This window comes from Photobacterium kagoshimensis, from assembly GCF_050337045.1.
Lineage (GTDB): Bacteria > Pseudomonadota > Gammaproteobacteria > Enterobacterales > Vibrionaceae > Photobacterium > Photobacterium kagoshimensis.
The window spans coordinates 105,216-128,890 of sequence record NZ_JAKJSO010000014.1; the positions used below are offsets into that span (position 1 = coordinate 105,216).

General features: G+C 43.8%; 21 protein-coding genes. 14 read left to right on the forward strand and 7 right to left on the reverse strand.

Annotated features, from left to right (window positions below):
* Positions 1–85: 85 nt before the first annotated feature.
* A complete protein-coding gene (locus L4C35_RS12700; protein WP_428463214.1) occupies positions 86–2,032 on the reverse strand; it encodes a RecQ family ATP-dependent DNA helicase in 1,947 nt (648 codons plus the stop codon).
* 338 nt (positions 2,033–2,370) lie between these two features.
* Here L4C35_RS12700 and L4C35_RS12705 point away from each other — a divergent pair, with 338 nt between their 5' ends.
* Together L4C35_RS12705 and L4C35_RS12710 are read left to right on the forward strand one after the other, a co-directional pair.
* Entirely contained in the window at positions 2,371–4,014 is a 1,644-nt protein-coding gene (locus tag L4C35_RS12705; RefSeq protein WP_428463215.1) for a methyl-accepting chemotaxis protein, read from the forward strand.
* 214 nt (positions 4,015–4,228) lie between these two features.
* Entirely contained in the window at positions 4,229–5,182 is a 954-nt protein-coding gene (locus L4C35_RS12710; RefSeq protein ID WP_428463216.1) for a GGDEF domain-containing protein, read from the forward strand.
* Between the two features lie 69 nt (positions 5,183–5,251).
* Here L4C35_RS12710 and L4C35_RS12715 read toward each other — a convergent pair whose 3' ends face one another.
* Positions 5,252–6,172, reverse strand: coding sequence for a LysR family transcriptional regulator (locus L4C35_RS12715; protein WP_428463217.1), 921 nt, complete (start codon positions 6,170–6,172; stop codon positions 5,252–5,254).
* A 164-nt stretch (positions 6,173–6,336) separates the two neighbouring features.
* Between L4C35_RS12715 and L4C35_RS12720 the strand changes: the two genes are divergently transcribed.
* Both L4C35_RS12720 and L4C35_RS12725 read left to right on the forward strand, forming a co-directional pair.
* The gene (locus L4C35_RS12720) at positions 6,337–7,449 is read left to right on the forward strand and encodes a YcjF family protein (RefSeq protein ID WP_428463218.1); all 1,113 of its coding nucleotides are present in this window, start codon (positions 6,337–6,339) and stop codon (positions 7,447–7,449) included.
* Complete coding sequence (locus L4C35_RS12725; RefSeq protein ID WP_428463219.1) at positions 7,430–8,992, forward strand: GTPase family protein; 1,563 nt, start codon at positions 7,430–7,432, stop codon at positions 8,990–8,992. The genes L4C35_RS12720 and L4C35_RS12725 overlap by 20 nt, the downstream gene beginning before the upstream one ends.
* A gap of 87 nt (positions 8,993–9,079) precedes the next feature.
* On the opposite strand, the gene murQ is transcribed toward L4C35_RS12725, so the two are convergent.
* Complete coding sequence (gene murQ, locus L4C35_RS12730) at positions 9,080–9,985, reverse strand: N-acetylmuramic acid 6-phosphate etherase (RefSeq protein WP_428463220.1); 906 nt, start codon at positions 9,983–9,985, stop codon at positions 9,080–9,082.
* Positions 9,986–10,232: 247 nt separating this feature from the next.
* On the opposite strand from murQ, the gene L4C35_RS12735 reads away from it, so the two are divergent.
* From L4C35_RS12735 to L4C35_RS12755, 5 genes are all read left to right on the forward strand, one after another.
* Positions 10,233–10,985, forward strand: a complete 753-nt coding sequence (locus tag L4C35_RS12735; protein WP_428463221.1) for an outer membrane lipoprotein-sorting protein — start codon at positions 10,233–10,235, stop codon at positions 10,983–10,985.
* 64 nt (positions 10,986–11,049) lie between these two features.
* Positions 11,050–12,312, forward strand: a complete 1,263-nt coding sequence (locus tag L4C35_RS12740; protein WP_428463222.1) for an ABC transporter permease — start codon at positions 11,050–11,052, stop codon at positions 12,310–12,312.
* On the forward strand, positions 12,302–13,534 hold the full coding sequence (locus L4C35_RS12745) for an ABC transporter permease (protein ID WP_428463223.1): 1,233 nt from the start codon (positions 12,302–12,304) through the stop codon (positions 13,532–13,534). The genes L4C35_RS12740 and L4C35_RS12745 overlap by 11 nt, the downstream gene beginning before the upstream one ends.
* Positions 13,535–13,536: 2 nt before the next feature.
* On the forward strand, positions 13,537–14,247 hold the full coding sequence (locus L4C35_RS12750) for an ABC transporter ATP-binding protein (RefSeq protein WP_428463224.1): 711 nt from the start codon (positions 13,537–13,539) through the stop codon (positions 14,245–14,247).
* 32 nt (positions 14,248–14,279) lie between these two features.
* Positions 14,280–15,419 (forward strand): hypothetical protein, encoded by a 1,140-nt coding sequence (locus L4C35_RS12755; protein WP_428463363.1) that lies wholly within the window; start codon positions 14,280–14,282, stop codon positions 15,417–15,419.
* A 121-nt stretch (positions 15,420–15,540) separates the two neighbouring features.
* Here the strand turns inward: L4C35_RS12755 and L4C35_RS12760 are convergent, their stop codons facing one another.
* Positions 15,541–16,431 carry a DMT family transporter gene (locus L4C35_RS12760; RefSeq protein WP_428463225.1) on the reverse strand — a complete coding sequence of 297 codons (891 nt, stop codon included), beginning with the start codon at positions 16,429–16,431 and terminating at the stop codon, positions 15,541–15,543.
* Positions 16,432–16,773: 342 nt separating this feature from the next.
* On the opposite strand from L4C35_RS12760, the gene L4C35_RS12765 reads away from it, so the two are divergent.
* Positions 16,774–17,229 (forward strand): hotdog fold domain-containing protein, encoded by a 456-nt coding sequence (locus tag L4C35_RS12765; protein ID WP_428463226.1) that lies wholly within the window; start codon positions 16,774–16,776, stop codon positions 17,227–17,229.
* Between the two features lie 153 nt (positions 17,230–17,382).
* Positions 17,383–18,213: an AraC family transcriptional regulator gene (locus L4C35_RS12770; protein ID WP_428463227.1), complete on the forward strand. Its 831-nt coding sequence runs from the start codon at positions 17,383–17,385 to the stop codon at positions 18,211–18,213.
* On the opposite strand, the gene L4C35_RS12775 is transcribed toward L4C35_RS12770, so the two are convergent.
* Positions 18,210–18,554 carry a VanZ family protein gene (locus tag L4C35_RS12775; RefSeq protein ID WP_428463228.1) on the reverse strand — a complete coding sequence of 115 codons (345 nt, stop codon included), beginning with the start codon at positions 18,552–18,554 and terminating at the stop codon, positions 18,210–18,212. The two genes, L4C35_RS12770 and L4C35_RS12775, sit on opposite strands and share 4 nt — an antisense overlap.
* A 186-nt stretch (positions 18,555–18,740) precedes the next feature.
* Here L4C35_RS12775 and L4C35_RS12780 point away from each other — a divergent pair, with 186 nt between their 5' ends.
* Both L4C35_RS12780 and L4C35_RS12785 read left to right on the forward strand, forming a co-directional pair.
* A complete protein-coding gene (locus tag L4C35_RS12780) occupies positions 18,741–18,947 on the forward strand; it encodes a DUF3283 family protein (RefSeq protein WP_428463229.1) in 207 nt (68 codons plus the stop codon).
* Positions 18,948–19,156: 209 nt separating this feature from the next.
* Positions 19,157–19,405, forward strand: a complete 249-nt coding sequence (locus L4C35_RS12785) for a hypothetical protein (protein ID WP_428463230.1) — start codon at positions 19,157–19,159, stop codon at positions 19,403–19,405.
* A 58-nt stretch (positions 19,406–19,463) separates the two neighbouring features.
* On the opposite strand, the gene L4C35_RS12790 is transcribed toward L4C35_RS12785, so the two are convergent.
* Positions 19,464–19,781: a hypothetical protein gene (locus tag L4C35_RS12790; protein ID WP_428463231.1), complete on the reverse strand. Its 318-nt coding sequence runs from the start codon at positions 19,779–19,781 to the stop codon at positions 19,464–19,466.
* A 547-nt stretch (positions 19,782–20,328) separates the two neighbouring features.
* On the opposite strand from L4C35_RS12790, the gene L4C35_RS12795 reads away from it, so the two are divergent.
* Positions 20,329–22,215: a diguanylate cyclase gene (locus tag L4C35_RS12795; RefSeq protein ID WP_428463232.1), complete on the forward strand. Its 1,887-nt coding sequence runs from the start codon at positions 20,329–20,331 to the stop codon at positions 22,213–22,215.
* Positions 22,216–22,278: 63 nt separating this feature from the next.
* Here the strand turns inward: L4C35_RS12795 and L4C35_RS12800 are convergent, their stop codons facing one another.
* Positions 22,279–23,616: a sodium/glutamate symporter gene (locus L4C35_RS12800; protein ID WP_428463233.1), complete on the reverse strand. Its 1,338-nt coding sequence runs from the start codon at positions 23,614–23,616 to the stop codon at positions 22,279–22,281.
* Between the last annotated feature and the right edge of the window lie 59 nt (positions 23,617–23,675).

Below are 23,675 nucleotides of genomic sequence, written 5' to 3' on the forward strand. Positions count from 1 at the left end.
TCGCTGATAATTTAAGGCAAAGACTATCAGCGAGATATAGTTTCTAGTTTCTAGTTTCTAGTTTCTAGTTTCTAGTTTCTAGTTTCTAGTTTCTAGTTTCTAGTTTTGCGAACACATGAATGTTGTTCAGGATATGTTGGAAAGGGTATTGCTCTAGTTTAGCAAAGCCACTCATTTGGCGCGCTTTAACCTTAGTGTTTAATGGTGTTGTCATACCAATTAAAAAGCGGGCAATCGCGTGTGGTGATGGCGTTGTTTTAGTTTGCGCAATAACCGCATCAATAAATGGATCACACCATGCTTTTAGGGTGTTTTCTGATGGTAACTCAGCATCTAAGCTTTGACTTGGCAGAGTCGCGATACTGTTGCGGCAAACAGAGCAGTGACCACATTGCTGGGGAGCGTTATCATCCGCAAAGTATTGTGCTAAACGGTGACTTAAACATTCACTCGACTCAAAGAAAGCCAGCATATTGTTAAGACGGTCAATTTCATTGGTTTCTTTTTGGGTGAATACGCCGTGTAATTTAACCGCGAGTTCATCAGTATCAAAGTGCGGATTATTAATACTATAAACATCGGTCATTTGTTTACTTTCTAATGTGATCCAACCTTTTTCATTGAAATAATCCATAGCGGCAACAACTCGCTTTCTATCCGCACTGTAGCCCTGCCACAGCGCATCAAAATCCATGCTATGCCAAGTTCGCGCTTTTGGAGAACAAGCAAAAATAGCTTGGACAAACCCTTGGCGCTCGCCAGCAAACTGCGACACAATCCAGTCGATAGGCTGAATGGTTTTGAAGCGATAATCAGCGAAATAGGTATACTTAGCTTCGATCACGCCTTCCATTTCAAGATAAACCAACAGTGTTTTCAGCGGTAGGGCGCGAATATTTGTTTCACGCGAAAGCTGAGTCATCATGATTTCCCATTGACCCGATTGCTGCTTTATATCGTTTAGGACGGCTTGAATACTGGTTAAATCGGGTGTGTCGCCATAGACAAAGTTTTCGAGAACATTCACCCCATTTCGATTGGCGAGAACGGTGCAGTGAGAAAGCTGATTATCACGACCCGCACGACCAATTTCTTGGCTGTAGTTTTCTATCGATTTCGGTAAGTCAAAATGAACAACGTGGCGAATATCTGATTTATCTATCCCCATACCAAACGCGATGGTAGCAACGATGCATTGGATTTGCCCCATCATAAAACGATGCTGGATAGCTTCTCGTTTGTCACTTTCTAGTCCTGCATGGTAAGCCGTCGCAGGAATGCCGTGGTGGCTAAGGTATTGAGCTATCTCTTCTGCGGTATGTTGCAAGGTGACGTAAACAATCGTTGGTTCTTGCGGCGTGTTTGCCAGCATATCGCGTAAGGCTTCGCGTTTTTCTTCTTCTGCAACGGCCTTGACGCTGAGATCAAGGTTATGGCGGTAAAAGCCTGTTACGACAGTACATTCGTCACTGATGGCGAATTTATTTTGCATGTCTGTAATAACGGCTGGTGTGGCTGTTGCTGTTAGCAGTAGCACTTGCGGAATATTAAGCGCTTGGCGATATTCTGGCAGTTTTAAGTAATCAGGACGGAAATTATGACCCCACTCAGAAATACAGTGTGCTTCGTCAACCACGAGCATAGAGATCGGGATTTGTTGAATGAACTGACGGAAGCGCTCGTTTTTTAAGCGCTCGACAGAAATCATCAAGATCTTCATTTCGCCTTGTCGTACCGCTTGCATGACTTGCTGGGTTTCTTCCCATGTTTGGCTTGAATCGATAGAGGCCGCTGCAATGCCTTTTTCATGTAGAAAAGAGAGTTGATCACGCATTAATGCCAATAGAGGAGAGATCACCAGAGTGAGGTTGGGAAGGTGCAATGCGGGTAACTGGTAGCATAACGACTTCCCCGAACCGGTTGGGAAAATAGCGGCAGCTGATTGACCTGAAAGAACATGATTAACGACAGTTTCTTGTCCGCCTCGAAGGCTTTCAAAGCCAAAAACATTTTGAAGAGTTTGTTGATACATGACACGACCTCTAACTAGTTAGCAGCAGTGTACGTAAGATGCGGTTATCTTTCCATATTCAGCATAAATTATGAATCGCAATAATTTATTTTCTTGACTTGATCTATCATGTTTGGTTTGCATTTGTAAAATGCAAACGTTTAATTAAAAAGGAATTTATCGAATTTGTTGGGGTTATTTGTCCATCGTGATTCTTGAGTCGTTTGTGGCTCAAAATTTAAAATCGGTTAGAAAAAAAAGATATGTAAATCCATGTTTATATAACCAACAAACCTCATAATTAGGTGGGCTCTCAATTGTGAGTATATTGCTCTAAAAATTACAATAAAGGTGTTTATATGCAGTGGTTTAATAACCTTTCTTTCCGCTTGAAGGTTGCGGCCCCTACAACGCTAGTAACAATTGTTTTTCTCGCAATTCTGTCTGTGATTTTTGTCGTGTTTGCTGATCAGCGCCGTGCTGAAACATTAATGGATGAAGAAGTTGCACCTGTCCTTCTCAAATTAGATGAAGGCTATCGTGATATGTATCAGGTTATTGCGGCTGGCCAAGGTGTCTTGTTAGCCGATGGTGATCAAGCTCTGCTTAAATATAATCAAGAAGAATATTACGATAATGCAACGAAAGCACTGCCGAGATTAACATCGGCACAGCGTTTAATTGATATCCAATTTATTGATTATTCCAACCAAGCCATGTTGGATAAAATGAAGGCGAGTTTTGCTGTATTTAATCAGCATTATCGCTTTATGGTGGATAACCCAGATGTTGCGCATGCCTATTTTATTGATAACCAAGCTGCGATAGTGGCATCGTTTGATAAATGGCGTGTTGAGTTTAAATCGATTTATGAGGCCATTGAGGCTGCGCAAGCTGAGCTTGGGCAACAAATTAAGAATGAAGTTGCCATTGCGACGCTCGTGTTAGAAGTTGGGGTTGTTATTGCGATCTTGCTTTCTATTTTTATTACCTGGACCACAACAAATGCGGTGTTAGCCCCTTTGCGTCGCTTAACGGTAACGATGAACGATATTGCATCGGGAGAAGGGGATTTAACCCAGCGTGTTGCGGTTGAAACTAAAGATGAGATCGGTGAATTAGCCGCGGCATTTAATCAGTTCACGTCAAAAATTCAGCAGACGATCCGCGAGGTGACGGGTATCGTGCAGTCAGTTCGTGATGAAAGCCAAAATATTCATAAAGAAAGTGAAGCGATTTTAGTCGCAGTGTCTGAGCAGCAAAATGAGAGCGCGCAAGTCGCGACAGCGGTGCATGAAATGAGTGCAACCAGCGACAGTGTCAGTACACACGCTAACGAAGCTGCGCAAGCAACACGTGATGCGAGTAATGAATCGGAAGCGGCGAAAGAGACATTAGGTTTTACCGTTACTTCAATTCATCAGCTTGCGAATGAGATTGAATCTTCCAGTGCGGTAGTCAGTAATTTAGAACGTGATGTCGGTAATATTGCCTCTATCCTTGATGTGATTCGCGGTATTGCCGATCAAACGAACTTGCTGGCATTAAATGCCGCAATTGAAGCAGCACGCGCAGGGGAGCAAGGGCGTGGGTTTGCTGTTGTCGCGGACGAAGTCAGATCGTTAGCTAGCAAAACACAATCTAGCACAGGCGAGATTCAAGTGATGATTGAGCGCTTACAACAAGGCGCGAATGAAGCGGTTTCTGCAATGGCGCTTAGCCGTGAAAGTGGAACTCGCACTGTGGAACAAGCAAATAGTGCCAATGAATCACTTAATGCTATCGGCCAATCGATTGAAGTCATCAATGAAATGAATATTCAAATTGCGACAGCGGCCACGCAACAAAGCCAAGTGAGCGAAGATGTTAATCAGAATATTCAAACCATTGCAGATAGAAGCCAAGCGATGTTGGATAAAGTTCAGGTGACAGAGCAATCATTTGATCTGTTGGCAAAAGAGTGCGAACAGCTAGATCGGCTTATTCATCAATTTAAAGTGTAACTAAGTAAAACCTTTAACGAATAAAGACCGGCGGGTTAGCAATAACCGCCGGTTTTTTGTGCGATATAGTTTTACGGTTCAATAATTAGAGCTTTCTCCTCAGTTTATTGCCTTTGTGCAGAAATATCTTTCATATCAATATCATCGCAATGCTATCATTAAGCCGCCATGTAACAGATGCCATATACATATTGGATAGGAAGGCGAGGAAAGAGTGCTAACATCGAAGTTATTGAAAGGGATTCCTCATAATCATGACGATATTCATGCTTTATTGACCAATGATTCAGGTGGTTTTATTCAAGCGATCCTTGATTGTATTCCTATGCCTGTTTTTTACCGCTGTATTAAAGGCCTTTACCTAGGTTGTAACGATGCTTTTTCTGAAGCTATCGGGCTAAGTAAAGAAGAAATTATTGGTAATACGCTCTTTCATGTCTTTCCAAAAGAGCAAGCTGAGATCTATTTAGCAAATGATGCACAGCTGCTAAAAGCACCTGGCCGAAGTGTTTTCGAAAGTGAAATGCACACATTCGATAAACGAAAGTTTTACGTCCGTTTTCATAAAGTCACATTCAACGACAAAACTGGTAGTGTTGCGGGATTTTTGGGGATGTTTGAAGATCTTACTGATCAAAAAAAGATGGAGAATGAGCTGCATCGGTTAGCGACACGCGATCATCTGACTCAAATTTATAATCGTCGTGCGATTGAAACTAAGTTGAAAAATGAGATCGCCATTGCGCTAAAATACTACCGCACGCTATCTGTCGTAATGCTTGATCTTGATGGTTTTAAAAAACTTAATGATGGTCATGGCCATCAACTTGGTGACCGATTATTGCAGCGGGTTGCGAGTGAGTTATTAGTGCAGCGGCGAGCCTGTGACTATATAGGTCGGTTTGGTGGTGATGAATTTCTTATTATTATGCCTCATACATCACTAGAAAGTGCCAAGGACTACACGGGCCAATTACAACGCACTCTTCAAGCGCTGTGCTTTGATGCCTTTCCCGCTGAGGTTGGCGTGAGCTTAGGTATAGGTTCACTCAAGCCAGATGATATGGTGGGAAAAAATGCCTCCCAAGTGTTGGATGAGTTGATTGCACAAGCGGATAGCGCGATGTACCGCGATAAAAAAATAGGCCGTACGACTATTTTGGCGTAGTAAGCGACGAGCTAAGCAACGTACTAAGTAATAGAAAACGAGATATATACTGGATCGCAATATCGCAGTCTAGCTAGGAGTAAGGGTGGCTCTCAACATGGTGATAAGCCAATCATAACGTCGTGGCAGAGGGCGGTGGCGTTTTTTAACCAAATATAACGCTTCGCTGACTTGGTACTTCAAGGGGTAAACGTGGAGTAATTGGGGTTGATGAAAGCTTTCAACCGCAGACTCTGGCAAAACGGTATAGCCTAGCCCCTGCGAAACAGGTACTAATATCTGGCTTAATTGATTGATATAACCTGTGATATTAAGCTGGCTGATGTTTTTAAATGACTCAGGGTAATTGGCTGTCAGCACTTGTGAAGCATAGTGCGCGCCATCAGGGTGGTGAATAAAGCCAAGTTCGTTGAGTGCCTTAAAACGCAAGGCTTCACTCACGTTGCTCCCCATTTTCTCAGCATACTGAGCAATAAATTGAGCTGGCATAACCAGGCTGAGCGAGGAGTGACCTATCTCCTCAAATATCAAGTTACTGTTTGAGTCCGTTTGCGTCACAATCCCCACATCTAAATCATCATTTAAAATGTTTTTTATTGTCGACTGGTTTGGCCCAGCTTCAACATGAAAAGATAACTGTTTATATTTTTGTTGGCGCTGTAATAAGCGAGGGTAAAGCTGCATGGCTAATGAACCTGAACAGCCAATTTTACAGACCCCACAATTAACATCATCGACGGATAAACTGGCAAGGAATTGGTTTTCTTGTTGTTGCTGTTGCAGGCCAAATTTATACATTTTCTGGCCCGATTCTGTTAGTTCGAACCGTTTACCAAAACGCACAAGCAATTCGCTGCCAACCTGTTCTTCTAACTTTTTGATGTGTTGGCTGACCCCAGGCTGAGTCATGAACAACTTTTCTGCGGTTTGGGTGAAATGTCCAGTATTCACAAGAGTGATGAAGGTGTTTACCCATGTTGGATTGATCATTTGTCACACCATAACAGTAAGTTATTATTTAAAGGTAGTTTGATAATTATATATAGTAACTTGTTAGCCGAGAAGAGTAGCGTGTTTTCTCTATTATCAGGTATACCATTCTGTTAATTTAGTGAAATAGCCTTATCCCTCATCGAATTACATAGAGAACCCAAATGGATTTTTTTGAACGCGTTAAGTCATATCTGAACCCGACAGCCGATCCCGATCTGACCGCCGCGTTTGATCATCAAGCGGCACGCTTACCAACCCTTTGGTTGCTAGGTAAAACAGGCGCAGGAAAATCGTCGCTCGTTCATGCAATAACACAGCAGTCAGAGATTGAAATTGGTAATGGTTTTCAGCCCTGCACGCAAACCGCCAGCAGTTATGATTTTCCAACGGATAAGCCGCTAGTACGTTTTTTGGATACACGCGGACTCGCCGAAGCTGAGTATGATGCACAGGCTGATATTCAAGCCTGTGAGGATAGGGCAAATGCGTTAATTGTGGTGATGAAGGCGGAAGAGCCCGAGCAAAGCAGTGTCCTGAAAGCATTAAAGCAAATTAAAAAGTCAAAGTCGCTCAAGCAAGTTTTATTGGTACACACGGGGACATGCTTGATTGGTGACTTAACTGAACGCAATCAGTGCGTGGCGCATAACCAGCAGCAGGTTGAGGCAATTTGGCGGACAGAGGTTAGCGCCGTTGAAGTTGATTTTGAATGTGAAGATGGCAGCCAAGTAGGTGTTGATCTATTGCGTGATAAGTTGGCAGCGCTGTTACCTATTGTGGCGCAGATTGGTGAAGATGCAGAACATGAAAGCCAAGAAGAAGCAAATTTCGCGAAATTGCGTACTGAAATACTCTGGTATGCAGGCGTGGCTGGGGGAAGTGACGCCGTTCCTGCTGTTGGGCTTGTTTCTGTGCCCGTTATTCAAGCAAAGATGATCCACAGCCTTGCCAATCAATACGGTGTGGAGTGGGATAAAAGCGCCATGACAGAGTTTATGGCAACTTTAGGCACCAGCTTTGGAGTGCAATATGCTTCGAAATTAGGCATTCGTCAGCTGGTTAAGCTGATCCCTGTCTATGGTCAAACCATAGGTAGCGCGACAGCAGCTGTGGTGAGCTTTTGTACCACCTTTGCGATAGGACGAGTGGCTTGTTATTACCTCTACCGTCAGAGCAGAGGTGAGGCGGTATCAGAAGAAGAACTGAAAGTCATGTACAAATCGGCGTTTGAAAGTATTAAAGAGGTCGCGAAAAGTGAAACGAACAGCCAATAGTGTAAAAGCCGTTTCGTCGATGTCGGCAGGGGTCATTCCTTTACTGCTCGCAGGTATCATACTGCCACTGTGTATTTTGAGCGGTTTTGGTCTGTACGCCCTTGTTGAGCTTGGTTATCTCATTCCATTTCTGTTGTTATTAGCAGTGAGTGCTTTGCTGGTGGCATTGCCTGTTTTGTGGTTGAAACGACAAATTAAAGCAGACAGTGAGAATCAAGCCCACCCAGAAGATGGCGAAGGTTTAGTGCGTCCATCAGATGACTGGGGGGCGGGCGATCAGAAAGTGTGGACTGAGCTTAACGATGAAATCACCCAGCAATTGGCAACAGACGCTGAATGGGGATCACTGCGTGAGCATGCACTGACTTTGGTCACATTAACGGCAACACGATACCGCGGGAAACAACAAAAAGAGCTGGCTTTTTCTTTGCCCGAATTGCTGAAAATGACCGAAGAAGTGAGCCGTCGTTATCGTATTATCTTAAAGCAACATGTCCCTTTTATAGAAAAAATCAGTCTGTCTTTAATTAAAAAAGGGTTAGATAACAAAGAAAAAGCGAAAGCAGGATTAGAATCGGCCAATTGGTTGTGGAACAGCTATCGTGTTGTACGCATGGCCAACCCTTATACCGCCATCATGTCTGAATTTCGCAGTAGAATTCTGGGTGAAGTCTTTAATCAAGTGAGCAGTGAACTGCAATACAAGCTGAAGAAAGCCTTGCTGCAAGAGGTGTTATCGGTCGCAATCGATCTTTACAGCGGCCGCTTCAAGGTTGATGACGATGAGTTAGCCGTCAGTGCATCTCATGCGGCAGACCAACAAGCGATGGCTGCGCCGCTTGAGCCCTTGCGGGTGTGCTTAGTGGGGCAGGTCAGCGCGGGGAAATCATCCTTGGTCAATACACTAACCGGTGAGCTAGTCGCTGAAGTGAATGCTTTACCTTCAACCGATAAAGTCACAGTGCATCAGTGCCAAGTAGAAGGGCTGGACACCTTACACTTAATTGATTTACCTGGGCTTGATGGGGATCCAAACACAGAGGCTTTATTGCTTGATCAACTGTCACAGGCTGATTTAGTGCTGTGGGTATTGAAAGCCAACCAGTCTGCGCGTGATCTCGACACCCAGTTTAAAGCACGATTGGATGCGTATTATCAATTACCTGATAACCAAAGCCGCAAGCGCGCCCCTATTATTGGGGTGTTAAATCAGGTCGACCGGTTATCGCCAGTATCAGAATGGCAACCGCCTTACGATTTAATAATGACCACGTCACGCAAAGGGCAAACCATTAAAGCGGCGGTTGATTATAACCAAGACCTGTTGCGTTTTCAGTCGGTGTTACCTGTATGTATTAGTGACTCCAAGCCTCACTTTAATGTGCGCGAGCTCGAAAGGTTAATTGATCAATATTACGTTGATGGGGCGCAGGCGCAGCTAAACCGTCGCCGTTTAGAAGCTAATGGTGATATTAAGGTGAGTGAACAGTTTAAGCGGGTGTATCAATCGGGTAAGTCGCTGTTTAAATTAATGCGTAGATAGTCGTTTACTGCTGTTTTAGCACCTAGACCTAGACCTAGACCTAGACCTAGCACTATCACAGTATTGTGATAGTGCTACCTGTGCTGATTAGGTTTTAGCGTTGATTGCATCGCGAGTAAAGCCACGGTGCTGGGTGAGCAATTGACTGGCTTGCTCGGCATTGCTGTTGGTTAGTATCATCACAATCGCTGTTTTGCAGTGACCTCCGCAAGCATTTAGCGCAATCTCGGCTTGTTCACGTGTGCAGTCTGTCGCTTCAATCACAATGCGTTTTTGGCGTTCCACTAATTTGGCATTGGTCGCTTCTACATCGACCATCAAGTTACCGTAAACTTTGCCTGTGCGGATCATGGCACCCGTTGTGAGCATATTTAAAACGAGTTTTTGTGCAGTGCCTGCTTTCATACGTGATGAGCCTGTCACCACTTCTGGCCCAACAACAGGGGTAATACTTACATCGGCCAACTCAGTCATAGGACTATGTGGGTTGCAGCTGATACAAGCTGTCGTTGCGCCAACCTCTTTTGCATACGCCATGGCACCGAGTACATATGGTGTGCGTCCACTTGCCGCTATCCCAACTAGCACATCTTTTTCATTGAAGTTTAATGCTTTTAAATCACCCTCACCGAGTGCTTGGTTATCTTCTGCATTCTCAACGGCACGAAGAATCGCGGTGTGCCCGCCAGCAATCAGGCCAACCACTTGTTCGGCTTTGGTACCAAAAGTGGGTGGGCACTCACTGGCATCCAAAATACCAAGGCGGCCAGAGGTACCTGCCCCCGTATAAATTAAACGACCACCTTGTTGGAAAGCGGCAGCAATCGCATCAACAACTTGTGCTATTTCAGGCAAGGCTTGTTCAACAGCAATGGCGACCTTTTTATCTTCATTATTGATAACCGCAAGCATATCGAGGGTGGATAAAGTATCGATATCTTGGCTGGCAGGGTTGCGACTTTCAGTCACCATGCGGGTTAAATCTATCTTCACGGTAGTCACTCTGAATGATTTTTTTTAAGCATATCATGGTTAAGGTCAACAGTAGGCCTATGACGTGTTGTGTGTCACAGGAATGGGATGCGAACAGTTTGAAAGAATGAGTTTTTCTATAGTAGACGTAGGCTTCCTGATAGTATGAAACTCTCTTTGTTTGACACGATACTTCGACAGTTTGCATGGAAATACGGCGATATTTTGGCTGTGTGATCCGTGCGACCGTGAAGATAAGGACGACGATATGCGTAAGTTAGTAGCTGCTTTGATTTTGGCCTCCTCATTTGTTGCCAGTACTGCATGGGCGAAAAGTGCCGCCGATATCGTTACCCAATCTGATCGGCAGATGCGGGGTGATTCCAGCTATGCAGAAATGACGATGAAGATCATTCGCCCCGATTGGACGCGTAGCATGAGCATGAAAAGCTGGACCAAAGGCCAAGAGTTATCTTTGGTACTCGTCACGGCACCCGCGAAAGATAAAGGCAGCGCCTCGCTGAAACGTCAGCGTGAAATGTGGAACTGGTTACCAAGTATTGAGCGTGTGATCAAAATTGCTCCCTCAATGTTAGGGCAGTCCTGGATGGGATCAGACTTCACCAATGATGATTTGATTAATCAGTCTTCGATTGTGGTTGATTATGATCACCAGATGGTAAAAGAAGATACAATTGATGGCGTGAAAGCCTGGGTGATTGATGCCGTGGCGAAACCTGATGCGCCAGTGGTGTGGAGTAAAGTACGTTTATGGATTTCTCAATCCACTTACTTACAACGCAAAGTTGAGTTTTATGACGAGTTTGATGAGCTAGTCAACACTATGGCAACTTTTGATGTCAAAACACTGGGTGATCGTCGAATCGCGACCCGTATGGAAATGGTACCCGCTGATAAGCCAGGTAATAAAACCGAGATGATCACCCATCAAGCTCAGTTTAACTTTGCCATTAAAGATAACTTTTTCTCACAAAGCCAAATGAAAGCATTGCGCGACTAGCGATGCTTTTAGATTGAGTGGCTGGCGCCTATTGCCATCATGGATAATTCAGCAGAGGATTGCGATGTTAGTCAAACTTGCTTGGCGTAATTTATGGCGACAAAAGCGGCGCACCGTGCTGACGGCTTCGGCCTTAGCGCTTGCATTATTTTTGTCGTTAATTATGCGTGGATTTCAAGAAGGCAGTTACGCCAATAATATTGACAATGCTGCGCGATTTTATACTGGACTGATCCAGCTGCAAAACAGGGAATATGTTGAAAGCCAAAGTATTGATGATTTGCTGCCAGCATCAGCCACGTTTATTCAAGCTGCTAAGCAACACGAAAATATCAGCCAGTTTCTTCCTCGCATCGAGTCTTTTGCGTTATCTGCATCAGGTGATAAATCCAAAGGCGTGATGGTACTTGGCGTACTGCCAGAGCAAGAAGATAGTTATTCGGGTATCGCCAGTAAATTAAGCCAAGGTGAATTTCTTACTCAAGCCGATGATCAAGTACTCATTGGTGAAGGACTAGCGCGTTATTACAATATTACTGTCGGTGATGAAATTGTTCTCTACGGACAAGGCTATCAAGGACATACCGCAGCTGGCTTATACCGTATAAAAGGCATTTTGCATTTTCCTGTTTCACAATTGGATAACCAGCTTGTGTACATGCCATTAGCACAAGCTCAGGCACTATACAGTACAGGCGAACAGGTAACATCTTGGGTGCTGCATACCAAAGAATTAGCCTCACTGACTCAAACTGAACAAGAACTTCAACAGGCTTATGATGTGTTGGCATCGCAAGCCTCAGGTAGTCGCCCTCTGAATGTTGTCGTAAGGGATTGGCAAGACTTATCGCCTGAAATGGCGCAGCAGATTTTGCTTGATCGTGCTGGTGGCCTGTTCTTGATGTACATCTTATACGGCGTGGTCGGTTTTGGCTTATTTGCCACGCTCATGATGATGACATTAGAGCGTCAGCGTGAATTTGGGGTGATGTTAGCAACAGGCATGCTCCGCCGTCGACTTTTGCAACTTATCGGCATTGAGTCACTTTTTATCGGCTTACTCGGGATTGTGCTTGGTGTGCTTACCGCGTTACCCATTTTATTGTGGTTCAGTGCGTTCCCTATCGAACTAACAGGCGAGACAGGTAAGATGATGCTGGAAATGGGCTATGAACCCATTATTCCCGTGCTGATGAATCGCGCGCTATTTATCGATCAAATTCAAATCGTCCTGATTTTGTTAGCGCTGTGTTTGCTGTATCCCATGTGGCGAACATACCGACTTTGCCTAGTTGATGCATTAAAAGGGGGAGCCCATGATCATTGATGTATGGTTGTTCAAGCTAGCCTGGCGCAATTTGTGGCGTAATAAACTGCGTACTAGCATCATGATAGGTGCGATGGTGTTTGGTCTAATGGGCGTCGCTAGCATGATGGGCTTCATGACGGCGTTACTCGATAATATGATCACCAATGCCATTGCATGGCAAACCAGCCACTTGCAGGTACACAACGCCGACTATATTCAAAACCCTGATATTCAGTCTACGATTGTTGGCTCGGAACAAATTGAATCGGATTTGGAAGACAACCCTGCAATACAGGCATGGTCGGGGCGCTTATTAGCGGATGGCATGATTGCATCGGCGCGCAGTACCCGAGGTATCAGGATCAACGGTATTGATCTTGCCTCAGAAGCAGAGCTGACCCCGATAGCGTCGCACATTCTTGATGGCGAATGGTTGTCTGATGAAGGGCGCCACCCTGTGTTGGTGTCGGTTAAAACGGCTGAGCGTTTGAAGTTGCGTGTGGGTTCGAAAGTGGTACTGACATTTACCGATGGCAATGGAGAGGTGACAGGGGCGGCGTTTCGCGTCAAGGGCTTATTCAAAACCCCATCGACCAGCTTCGATGACGGTAACGTTTATGTGAGAAAAGCGGATTTAGCCGCGTTGAGTGGTATAAAAGGTATCCATGAAATTGCGATTAAGTTGAATGATGATGACCAATTATCGTCTGTGCGACAACAGCTTTCGGCAAGGATGTCTGTGGAAAATACAGTGCGTGATTGGCAGCAAATACAACCAATGTTGGCATCTGTAATGGCCTCTTTTCGCGTCAGCAATTTTATCATGTTAATGATTTTTGTGGTGGCGATGGGCTTTGGTATAGTCAATATCATGCTGATGTCTGTGTTTGAGCGTACCCGCGAATTTGGTGTATTGATGGCAGTGGGGATGGCGAAGTCCAAGATTTTCGTCTTGATCATGTTTGAATCAGTGTTACTTGGTATTGCAGGTGTCTTGCTGGGTGTGTGCGCTAGCATGCTACTGATGATGATTTTACAAACAACGGGCTTACCGTTGGGCGGGTTAGCGGAAGGGTTAGGTGCATTTGGTGTCGATACCGTGTTGTACCCAAGCGTGAGTGCCCAAGATTATCAATTAATGGTGATCACTGTGGTGATCACCAGCTTATTCGCGGCGATTTATCCTGCTCGACAAATATTGAAGCAGCGTCCAGTTGATGCAATGGCGGAGAAACACTGATCATGACAATTCATACTCAGCAACTTTGTAAAATTTATAACGAGGGGACCGATTTCCCTGTTCATGCCGTGCACCAGCTTGATTTGACCATCGCCCAAGGTGAGTTTGTTGCTGTGATGGGGCCATCTGGCTCGGGTAAAACCACTTTATTGAATATGCTTGGTGGAATAGATACGCCTAGTTCAGGCATAGTGAATATCGATGGTTGTAATATCTGTGAGCTAGATGAAAAAGCTTTGATTGCTTTTCGACGGGATCATATCGGTTTTATTTTTCAAGATTACAGCTTGTTGCCTGTGCTAACGGCACTCGAAAATGTTGAGTTTGTGATGCAGTTGCAAGGGCATAGCGAACGAGAGTGCCGCCAACGTGCCACCGAGTTACTCACTCAGGTTGGCTTGGCTGAGCAACTCCATAAGGTGCCCTCCAAATTGTCGGGAGGACAGCAACAGCGCGTTGCCGTTGCTCGTGCGCTAGCACCACGACCGCGCTTTGTGATGGCCGATGAGCCAACCGCCAATCTTGATGCCAAGAGTACCGCCGAGCTACTCGATATTATGCTGCACTTGAATGAACAAGAAGGCACGACCTTTATTTTCTCGACTCATGATCTGCGGGTGATTAAACGCGCACGTCGTGTGGTTGTGTTTGAAGATGGCCAGCTGAAAGAAGACAAGCTGCAACAGGAGCAAGTTCGTGAGGACGTGGCATAGTGAAAACGCGGGGAGTGATTGCCACTGTCGCCATGATGGCACTGCCTGCTTTGGGGCAAATACCAGGATTAGCGCCAGAAAAGAACTGGGACTTAGGCGGTTATGTGAAATACATGGCCACGGCAACAATACCAGGTGAACAGTCAAATAGCCTTGATCACTTAATTCATCATCGCTTGAACTATGAATACCGCTTTAACGATGAACTTAGGTTTAACCTAGGTATGCGAAACCGCCTCTTGTTTGGCGATTCCGCTGAGCTCGCTGGATATGGCGACTTGATTGGTTATGACCCAGGTTATATGGATCTCTCTAAAAACTGGTTAGATAAAACGGGTGTGATCGGTAATAGCCAGTTCGATCGTTTATACTTAGATTGGCGCCGAAATGATTGGCAACTACGCGGTGGTCGCTTTCGGATTAACTGGGGGATGGCAACGCTTTGGAACCCCAATGATTTATTTAACTCCTATTCTATCTATGATTTTGACTATGAAGAAAGACCAGGTTCTGATGCTGTTTTTGTCAGTAAAAAACTGGGCTATGCCAGTTCGGTCGACCTTGTTTATAGCCCAAATAATGACAGCAAATTAACGAGTTATGCAGGGCGTTACTTGTTTAATTATCAAGGGTGGGATGCACAACTGCTGGTGGGTAAATCGGGGTTAGATCAGGTAATAGGAGCTGGTTTTGCTGGCGATATCAAAGGCGCAGGTTTACGGGGTGAACTGAGCTGGTTCGATCCGACTCAAGATGAATGGCAAGGTGCAGAGCTTGTATCTGCGGTTGTTGGGAGCCTTGAACTGGACTATAGCTTTGGTGGGCAGCGAAATTGGATGGGGCGCACCGCCATGCTCTATATTTCAAACCCACAAGATCCAACTAGCGCCATTGCTTTCTTAAACTTGCCCCTTACCGCACGTACACTTAGCTTTACCGAATTTACTTGGTATGGCGATGTCAGCTTTGATATATCTCCCCTTAGTCGTTTAACGTTTTCAACTACCTATTATCAAGATGGTTCTTATTTTATAGGCGCATCAAACAGCTATTCTTTGGCAGATGATTGGCAATTAATGACAGTGTTGCAACGCTTTGATGGCACAGGGAATAGTTTGTTTGGAAAAGCGGCGAGTACACTTTTGTTTGCGCAGCTAAAATGGAGCTACTAATGTTTTATCTTTCCTTCGTTAAATTTGTACAAAGTTGTGATTAGCTTGCCAGCCTTGTTCTTTCAGTTAAAAAGACCGAGCACCTGAAGTGCTCGGCTTCTATTAGTTGAAAAAGTAAATATTAAGCGGTCGCCAGCTCGATAGGTTTGACCTTGCTTGGCTTTTTCTGAGCCATAGCTACACCGCTCAGCACCATGATGCCACCGATATAGTGATAGATAGCGAGTTGTTCATTAAGCATGACGCTGGCAATCAGTGCCGTCATTACTGGCATTAAGTTCATAAACATTGCGGTACGATCTGCCCCTAAACGTTGAATACCTTGTAGCCAACACCAAGGCGCAAACACGGACGCAGGAATTGCTGCGTACATGATAAGCGGTAGGGCTTCAGGTGTAATAGCCATACGTTCACTCGTGAGCAGTAGTGGCGTTAGCATCATCACCGCTAGTACACCTTGGCTGTATACCGACTGCCAGTTAGACAGTGGCATCTGCCAACGCTTTAGCAATACGCAGTATAAGGCGTAAACAAACGCCGCTAGTAACACAAGCATATCGCCTTTATTGATGCCTTGATTGACCAAAACACTCAAGTCACCATGGCTCAACATTAAAATAAGTCCCGCTAGCGATAATACCGCGCCCACGATAGCGAGTGGTGTCAGACGGCTGTTTAACAGCGGCACGCTAATGAACATACTAATGAGGGGAACAAGCGATACAATCAAGGCCATATTGGTGGCTGTTGTTGTTTCTGCAGCGAAGTAGCCTAAAGATTGGTTCAATACCATACCAAGAAAGGCAAGAAAGGCAATTTTAGGTAGGTATGGTGTAATGGTTTTGCGTGCTTTCCATACTGATTTAGCCATAAATGGTGTTAGTACAAGCATGGCAAAAAACCAGCGATAAAATGAAATCGCGCCTGGATCGATCACGCTGAAAGCCATTTTATTCACGATGGCATTCCCTGCCCAAATCGAAACGGTAATTAAAGGGAATAAGTAGAGCATTGGTTGCCTTTTGGGGAGATAAGTAAGAATAATGATGCTTGATGAACATATTGTGTCACGTCAGCTTGGCTATACATATCTCTAATCAGACATAGTAAGGGCATAGTCAGACATTTGTGTGATTTATACTTTGAGCAAACACTCTTTTTTATCTCATCATGAATCCACTTCCATTCAACTGACTGATAGATAAGACTTTAAGCGGTAGTGATAAATCTCTGTTTCATTCTTTCTTAAAAGGAAAGGGTGTCAGGTCTATGAGGACAATCACGCTGATTTATAGCATTGGTTAATTTTGAACTATAATGTGGTCAGACCAGGATGTTGGAAAAGGAGTTTTCAATGCGCAAGAATCTAAAGATCTACCAAAGATTAAGTAAAGTCCCTTTCGGCCGCCGTGTCTTCTCGTGGGTTGTATGCCGAATGGCCCCGTATTTTGGTTCAATTAAACCGACAGTAACAGAGTTAAAACCAGGTTATGCGCGGGTTGAAATCGGTAAGCGTCGACGTGTGACTAATCATCTTAATACGGTGCATGCAATCGCCATGTGTAATATGGCGGAATTAGCGGGTGGTTTAATGACGGATGTTTCTATTTCGGGTAATAGCCGTTGGATACCTACGGGTATGACAGTGAAATATGTCAAAAAGGCAAAGACAGATCTGACGGCGGTTGCCAATGGTGAGAATATTGATTGGACGAGCGAGGGCGATAAAATTGTCCCTGTCGAAGTCACAGACACGGAAGGTCATACTGTATTTACGGCAGAAATCACGATGAATGTTCGAGTCGCTTGATTGGTCGTACTTTCGATTCTGCCTTCGCGCTTGCTCGTAGAGGCAGGATTTTTTTGCTCGAACATGAATAGTATTTCGGTGAGTGTTGCACCTTGATACGAATATGATTACCTTATCGTTGTTATTGTCACTAACCTCGCAGCTTTGGTGAATATGAGTAAAATCTATCAACCTCTTTTTGATGATCAAAATCCACCTAGCGACATATTTTTTGGTCATGAAGTATTCTTGCCAAACACCTCGACCTTGAAGCATCGGCATTCTTGGGGGCAACTGCAACTCATTAGTGGCGGTATTCTAGAATTGAACGCTGAAGGAAAGCGCTTTTTATCGCCTTCACAATATGCAGTCTGGGTGCCTGCGGGAGTAGAGCATGAAAGTTACATGCGCCGAAGCATGAATTATTGCTCGATGAACATTATCCATCCGCTTGCCGATGCACTACCGCAATACACTTGTTTGCTTGAAGTTAGTCCTATTATGGAAGCCATCATTAATGATTTAAAGCACCGCCGTATAACAATGGCGGACACCGAAAATGATAAACGCCTTATCAGCGTATTATTTGATCAAGTGAAGATGGCAAAAGAACACGATCAATTTTTACCGATGTCAGATGACAAACTACTTAAACCAATATTATTAGAGTTAGAACGTAACCCAACCAGCACAGTTACGCTTGCTGAATGGGCAACCAAGCGCCATACAACAGAGCGTACGCTAGCTCGTCATTGTCAAGATAAGTTAGGGATGAGCTTCACCGAGTGGCGTCAACGTCGTAAGTTTGTTTATGCCTTACACTTACTGCGCAAAGGGATGTCGGTAAAAGAAGCCGCTTTAACATTGGGTTATCATCAAGCATCTCCTTTTATTACCTTGTTTAAGCGTCACGCAAATTGCACGCCAGAGCAATACCGCCAACGACTAGGTATAGCGCAGCGCGAACGAGAAATCGTTTCAACTGTGAATACCTCATTTAGTTAGCGGTTAACGTAGCTAGTATTAGTACGATATAACTTTATTATCAGCACGCCACCCATTACACCGAGTACATTTGTACAAAAATCAGCAATAGAAGCGATACGTCCTGTACTTGATGCTTGTAATATTTCGAGTACACCGCCATAAGCAATAATGGCAATACATAGCGCTGTTACCCATTGTCGGCTCTGGGTACAAAAGTAAGCGAGTAAGGTAAACACGCTGTAGGCCACAAAGTGTTCAATTTTGTCATGATAAGCAAAGGTAAGATCTAATAGCTCAATCTGTGTTAGTGACAGTAGGCTGATTAATCCACCATATACGATAAAAATGAGTTTACGCATTGGCTCTGTTTTAGACTGCTACTGGTTAAAAGTATCGATGGTTTGGGTACTTGTTTAAGCGTAGCGAGCAGAGGCTGTCTTATTTTTGCAGAGATGAGACGAGAGCTGCCAGCAAAATGATATGTGAAGAGACAGCATAGTGTTAAAATGTTTTCGACTTTGCACACTAAGTAATTCGAGGGAAATATGCATAACCTGACACTATTATCACCAGCTGAAAAAAACCGTATTGAGCTAGACAAGCAGGCAGCATACATAGTGTGGCAGCTAAAAAATGCGAAAGCGGGTTATGAGGCGATCACCACTCAAGCCGAAAGCATTGCAGATGATGATGAACGCGACTTCTTTAATCACGCCATCACCAAATATAAAATTAAAATGGGTGTGCAATAATTACGTATAGACTGTAACTGAACGTGTTTACTATTAAAAAATAAACGTAGAATGTAGTAAAGTGTTAGCAAATATAACGTGCTGAAAACATAGGATGTTTAATACGAACTTTTTGAATAAATAAGTTTCTTAAACCTGTTGTTCATCATGTTTTCGTATAAAACATGCCGTAGAATGTACTTAATGCCGAATAAGTCCAAAGGATATAAATGACACTTTCTATTGAATGGTTCAATCAATCTGAAGCGCGACAAATGCACTGGGATACTGCTGGATTATCTCTGTGTGATGTTGAGCAAGCTTTGCAGCACTATGGCTCTGATGACTTTCCTATTGCGTTGGAAATGGCGGAATATTTGTTTGGCTGTTGGAGTGCGAGGCGTATAGCAATGCTCCCTGTTGATACCCGTGATAGGTTATTTGATATTTGGGATAAACATTTAGCGAAAACATTATAAGCCGCAATCAATGCGGCTTACGCCTTCTTCGTACCGCGAATCTAAAATGTGGGGAAGGCTAACGTAGCGGCTTCTCCACGTACTCATATCTTTCCCCTGATTTTTTGTAAAACACATTATCGATAATGGCATACGAAACCCCTGCAATAACTGCAAATGTTGCTATTTCAGGTAACGATGAGCGGTGATAGTGCTTATGGGGTGGGGGCTGATGCACCACGATCACCTGATTTCCATGGTGATGTTTGTGTTTATGCTTATGTTTGTGCTTTTTATGTTTGACCACGATGACATCGTGATGGTGATCTTTTTTAGCCCATGCAAGTGCTGGGAACCCAAAAGATACAATTAAAAGACATGAAATTAAACGTCTCATAAATGCCTGTAAATTCATTGTTGATAAAGTACATAATACGTTCAAAGCTAGGATCATTTGTCAACGGGATGTCAGCGTCTTGTCATTATATGAGCAGGCGTGTCGCTATTTTCTCTTAAAATAAAAGCCATATTCACTTTCACGGATGCGCAATTTTCATTGAAAACATAATTATTCTTTCAGAAGCAATATATTGTTTAACTAATGACTGATGGTTAATCGTTTGACGCCAATTAATTTCTAGAATAGATAAACTGAACTATAAAATGCGATGTTATTCAGGGGGCGATTCGGAGCAAAGGCCGCTAGTTTTAGGGTGCAAACAACCATGTGGTCCTTTTTGGATGGCCGGGTGGTGTAATTTTGTGCATTTACTTCGTGAAGGTGTCATTCAGTCACTTTGTTGGTTGACTCTGTTTGCTAACAGCCTGATGATGATTACTTACTCAATATATATAGTAGGCTAATGTACTCTCATCGGTCATCATCCTTTATTTATGCAATCCGTATTAGTGTGTTATCACTAATTCTTGCTACTGGCTGCATAATGCCTGCTCAGGCAAAGCCAAGTGATTTCATTTATAACCCTTCTGTTCTTCAGCAAGACAGCCGCCTAATGTCTGCTTATATCCAATCATTACGTGATCCTGCACGTGCTTACGGCTTTATTAAGCAGTTTACTTTGGCTAAATCGGGTGAGCCCATGACTGATTGGGAGCGTGTCTATTATGTGCTGACGATGTCGCGTCTAGAGGCATACACTATCATTGAAGAAGAGCCTCTCGATGTGATTGGTGAGCTTGAAGCATTGGCTCAAAAACTCGAAAAACCTTGGATAAAAGCGGAAGTTTTACTGCATAAGGCTATTTTAGCGAAAGAAACCGCTCAGTATGACGATGGGTTACGCTATCTAGATGAGGTGCTCGAAATTGCCAAGCAAACAGGATTTAAAAACCTGACTGCCCGAGCATTAAAATGGCAAGCGAATATTTGGTATTATCAATCTAAGTACGATCAAGTGTTGTCTAATTACTTAAAAGCTCTGTCCTATTTTGAAGAACAGCAGGATTACGCTCAAGTGACGTTAATATTGTCAAACATTGGCAATATGTATTTGGATATGGATCAGTGGGCATTGGCGCAGAAGTATAATAAAAAAGCCTTTGCTGTCTTAAAACGAAATAAAATACAAAATGATTATACGGCAGCATTGCTTTATATCCATGCAGGTATAGTTGCCAATTATTATAATCATAAAGATGAAGAAGCGGAGAATATTCGTAAAGCCATTACTCATGCCTCAAAAACGGGGTCGAGTTATATCCAATTGGTGACTCTGACAAATTACACATCGATATTGCTTGATGAGAATAAGCTAGAGGCATCGCTACAGAAGTCGAAAGAGTGCCTTAAAATGGCTGATGATATTAAAGATCGACTCGGTCGGGCATTCTGTTACGAATCTAAATCCTTGGCTTACGTGCAATTGGAACTGCTTCAAAAAGCGCTAAATTCCGCGCATTTGGCATTAAAGACCTATGAAGAGTACGGCAGTAATTCTCAGGTTATTCGCATATATAAATTAATATCAGAGATCTATGCTAAGCGTGGAAACTATAAAGCCTCACTAGGCTACTTCCAGCAGTATATTGAGCAAAAAGAAAGTCACTTTCTTCGTCAAAAACGTGAAGAAATCAGAGAATTGCAAACGCAGTATATTACCCAGCAAAAAGAACATCAGATAGCGTTACTCAAAGCCGAGAGTAAGCTTAAATCGGCACAAATTGATTCTCAGCATTTTCGTGAAATAATTCTATTACTGAGTATCTTATTAGGTATTGCTGTACTGGGATTACTTTATCGCCGTAATAATTATTTATCGAAGAATAATGTCGCGTTAGAACAATCAAATGTGTCACTAACGGAGCAATCATTCCAAGATCCCCTTACTGGTATGTACAACCGCCGCTATATTCAGCAATGGATTGCTGGGAAAATTAAAGGCGATATGCCTAGATCAAGCCGATATATAGTTGCCTTGCTTGATGTTGATTACTTTAAACGTATAAATGATGCCTATGGGCATGATATTGGTGATCGTGTATTGCAAGAAATGGCGACTCGTCTACAAAATAGTTGCCGCGGTCATGACAAGGTCGCCCGCTGGGGTGGGGAAGAGTTTGTTGCTATCTTCTCCGTGAGTGAGAGTTCAAATACCTATGAGTTATTGGATCGCATTCGTTGCTCAGTGATGCTTGAAAACGTCAATATTGAAGGTAAGGTGCTCGCAGCCACTGTGTCGATTGGGGCTGTGGAAGTTGAATCGAGAAGTGCGCTGGCTGACTCTTGGCAGAAATGGTTAGTCAAAGCGGATAACGCACTATATCAAGTGAAAGCAAATGGCCGTAATAGTGTAGGTATCGAGCCCAAGTAAACCGACGTTATATACGCAAAAAGAGAGGCAGGAACCTCTCTTTTTGATCAATCAACATCAGTATTATTGGGTGGCAAGTGCTCGACTTTTTTGGAAGACAAAACGCCAAATAAATAAAACAAAAGTGATATAAGCCAAACCAATAGCCAGCGCATGCCAGTGATAGCCTGAATACATAGCCAGCGGCATCAGCGAAATGATAAAGATATCAGTGATAGAGCCAGGCACGTAAGCAATCGCATAGTCATCCAACACTTTACTTTTCATCTCAGGGTCGACAATACGCAGCAGTGCGATACCCATAGCAACTGTACCGGTTAGCCATCCCCAAGAAAAAATACCTTTTTCGAACCAGTTATCACCCATAATGCGTGGGGCAACCCAAAAGATAAGGAATAAAGTAAACAGCACACCACCTGTCGCGAGTACAACCATAGGTGCGATGTATTGCACTAATACCGTTACTTTAATTGCCGAGATACCAAACACTATCAGGTAGTCAGTACTGATCCCCGATGCATGATTAAAAGCACCGTCACATAAGTATTGTGATGCGCCTGAGCGTTGCGCAATCATACGAACGAACATACCGCCTAAGAAACCTGTTACGAAGGTTGGGATTTGTACTTTGTCATGGAACGATGAAAGAAAATCAGCAGAGACATAAGAGAACGCCGTAACCACAACAACTAACGCAGCATGTATAGCGAAGGAATCAACAGACAAAGATGACATGGTTGATTTCATTGCCCAGCGCTGATCATTTTCTTGGATCAAGCCTTTGCGCTCATGCTGGTTCATGTTGGCAAAAGTATTGAATGTTTTGATTAACCCAAGTTTTAGCGCGACTTGTAAAATTAGCATGCCGACAGCAATGGAAATAAAAATCCCTGCGGTTGCAAATGTTAGGCTAAGGGTAAAGGCATCTTCCCAGCCTAGGTTTGTGAAAATATCACCAACCACAGCTGATGTACCGTGACCACCCATAAAGCCCGCTGACATTGGAATACCAAACGCAGGATTTAAATCGGTAAACACAAAGGTCGCTAAGAATAAGCCAAACATAGCGGCGAACAGCCACTGAGATACAGACGCTATTTGGTTAAATGCCCACATACTACCGGCACGTTTGGCCACAATAGAAGGTGAAGGTACATCAGTTGCAAGGCCAAGTGCGGAAAACAGCGCCGCAGTCAGTAAGCCTGCATTACTGGCAAAAGTATCGCTCCAAGGCAACAGGTCAAGGCCTGCTGAGCCTAGCGCTAAACCTAGAATACCTGCGATTACCGCAGAAGGTAGGTACATACGTTGCAATAAAGTGATATGCACACGTAAAACCTTACCCAGAATCAATAGTCCGCCTGCAATCGCAAGATCAGATAGCATTAATCCGTTAGGCATAAAAACTCCTATCGTATAGAGAACGCAAAGCCGCAATAAGCGACGAGAATGCACAGCAA

Coding starts and splice junctions, on each gene's coding strand:
- L4C35_RS12785 (WP_428463230.1), top strand. CDS start 19,157: ATGACACTTTCTATTGAATGGTTCAATCAATCTGAAGCGCGACAAATG.
- L4C35_RS12700 (WP_428463214.1), bottom strand. CDS start 2,032: ATGTATCAACAAACTCTTCAAAATGTTTTTGGCTTTGAAAGCCTTCGA.
- L4C35_RS12765 (WP_428463226.1), top strand. CDS start 16,774: ATGCGCAAGAATCTAAAGATCTACCAAAGATTAAGTAAAGTCCCTTTC.
- L4C35_RS12795 (WP_428463232.1), top strand. CDS start 20,329: ATGCCTGCTCAGGCAAAGCCAAGTGATTTCATTTATAACCCTTCTGTT.
- L4C35_RS12715 (WP_428463217.1), bottom strand. CDS start 6,172: ATGATCAATCCAACATGGGTAAACACCTTCATCACTCTTGTGAATACT.
- L4C35_RS12735 (WP_428463221.1), top strand. CDS start 10,233: ATGCGTAAGTTAGTAGCTGCTTTGATTTTGGCCTCCTCATTTGTTGCC.
- L4C35_RS12775 (WP_428463228.1), bottom strand. CDS start 18,554: ATGCGTAAACTCATTTTTATCGTATATGGTGGATTAATCAGCCTACTG.
- L4C35_RS12745 (WP_428463223.1), top strand. CDS start 12,302: ATGATCATTGATGTATGGTTGTTCAAGCTAGCCTGGCGCAATTTGTGG.
- L4C35_RS12780 (WP_428463229.1), top strand. CDS start 18,741: ATGCATAACCTGACACTATTATCACCAGCTGAAAAAAACCGTATTGAG.
- L4C35_RS12740 (WP_428463222.1), top strand. CDS start 11,050: ATGTTAGTCAAACTTGCTTGGCGTAATTTATGGCGACAAAAGCGGCGC.
- L4C35_RS12720 (WP_428463218.1), top strand. CDS start 6,337: ATGGATTTTTTTGAACGCGTTAAGTCATATCTGAACCCGACAGCCGAT.
- L4C35_RS12800 (WP_428463233.1), bottom strand. CDS start 23,616: ATGCCTAACGGATTAATGCTATCTGATCTTGCGATTGCAGGCGGACTA.
- L4C35_RS12790 (WP_428463231.1), bottom strand. CDS start 19,781: ATGAGACGTTTAATTTCATGTCTTTTAATTGTATCTTTTGGGTTCCCA.
- L4C35_RS12750 (WP_428463224.1), top strand. CDS start 13,537: ATGACAATTCATACTCAGCAACTTTGTAAAATTTATAACGAGGGGACC.
- L4C35_RS12705 (WP_428463215.1), top strand. CDS start 2,371: ATGCAGTGGTTTAATAACCTTTCTTTCCGCTTGAAGGTTGCGGCCCCT.
- L4C35_RS12755 (WP_428463363.1), top strand. CDS start 14,280: ATGATGGCACTGCCTGCTTTGGGGCAAATACCAGGATTAGCGCCAGAA.
- L4C35_RS12770 (WP_428463227.1), top strand. CDS start 17,383: ATGAGTAAAATCTATCAACCTCTTTTTGATGATCAAAATCCACCTAGC.
- L4C35_RS12760 (WP_428463225.1), bottom strand. CDS start 16,431: ATGCTCTACTTATTCCCTTTAATTACCGTTTCGATTTGGGCAGGGAAT.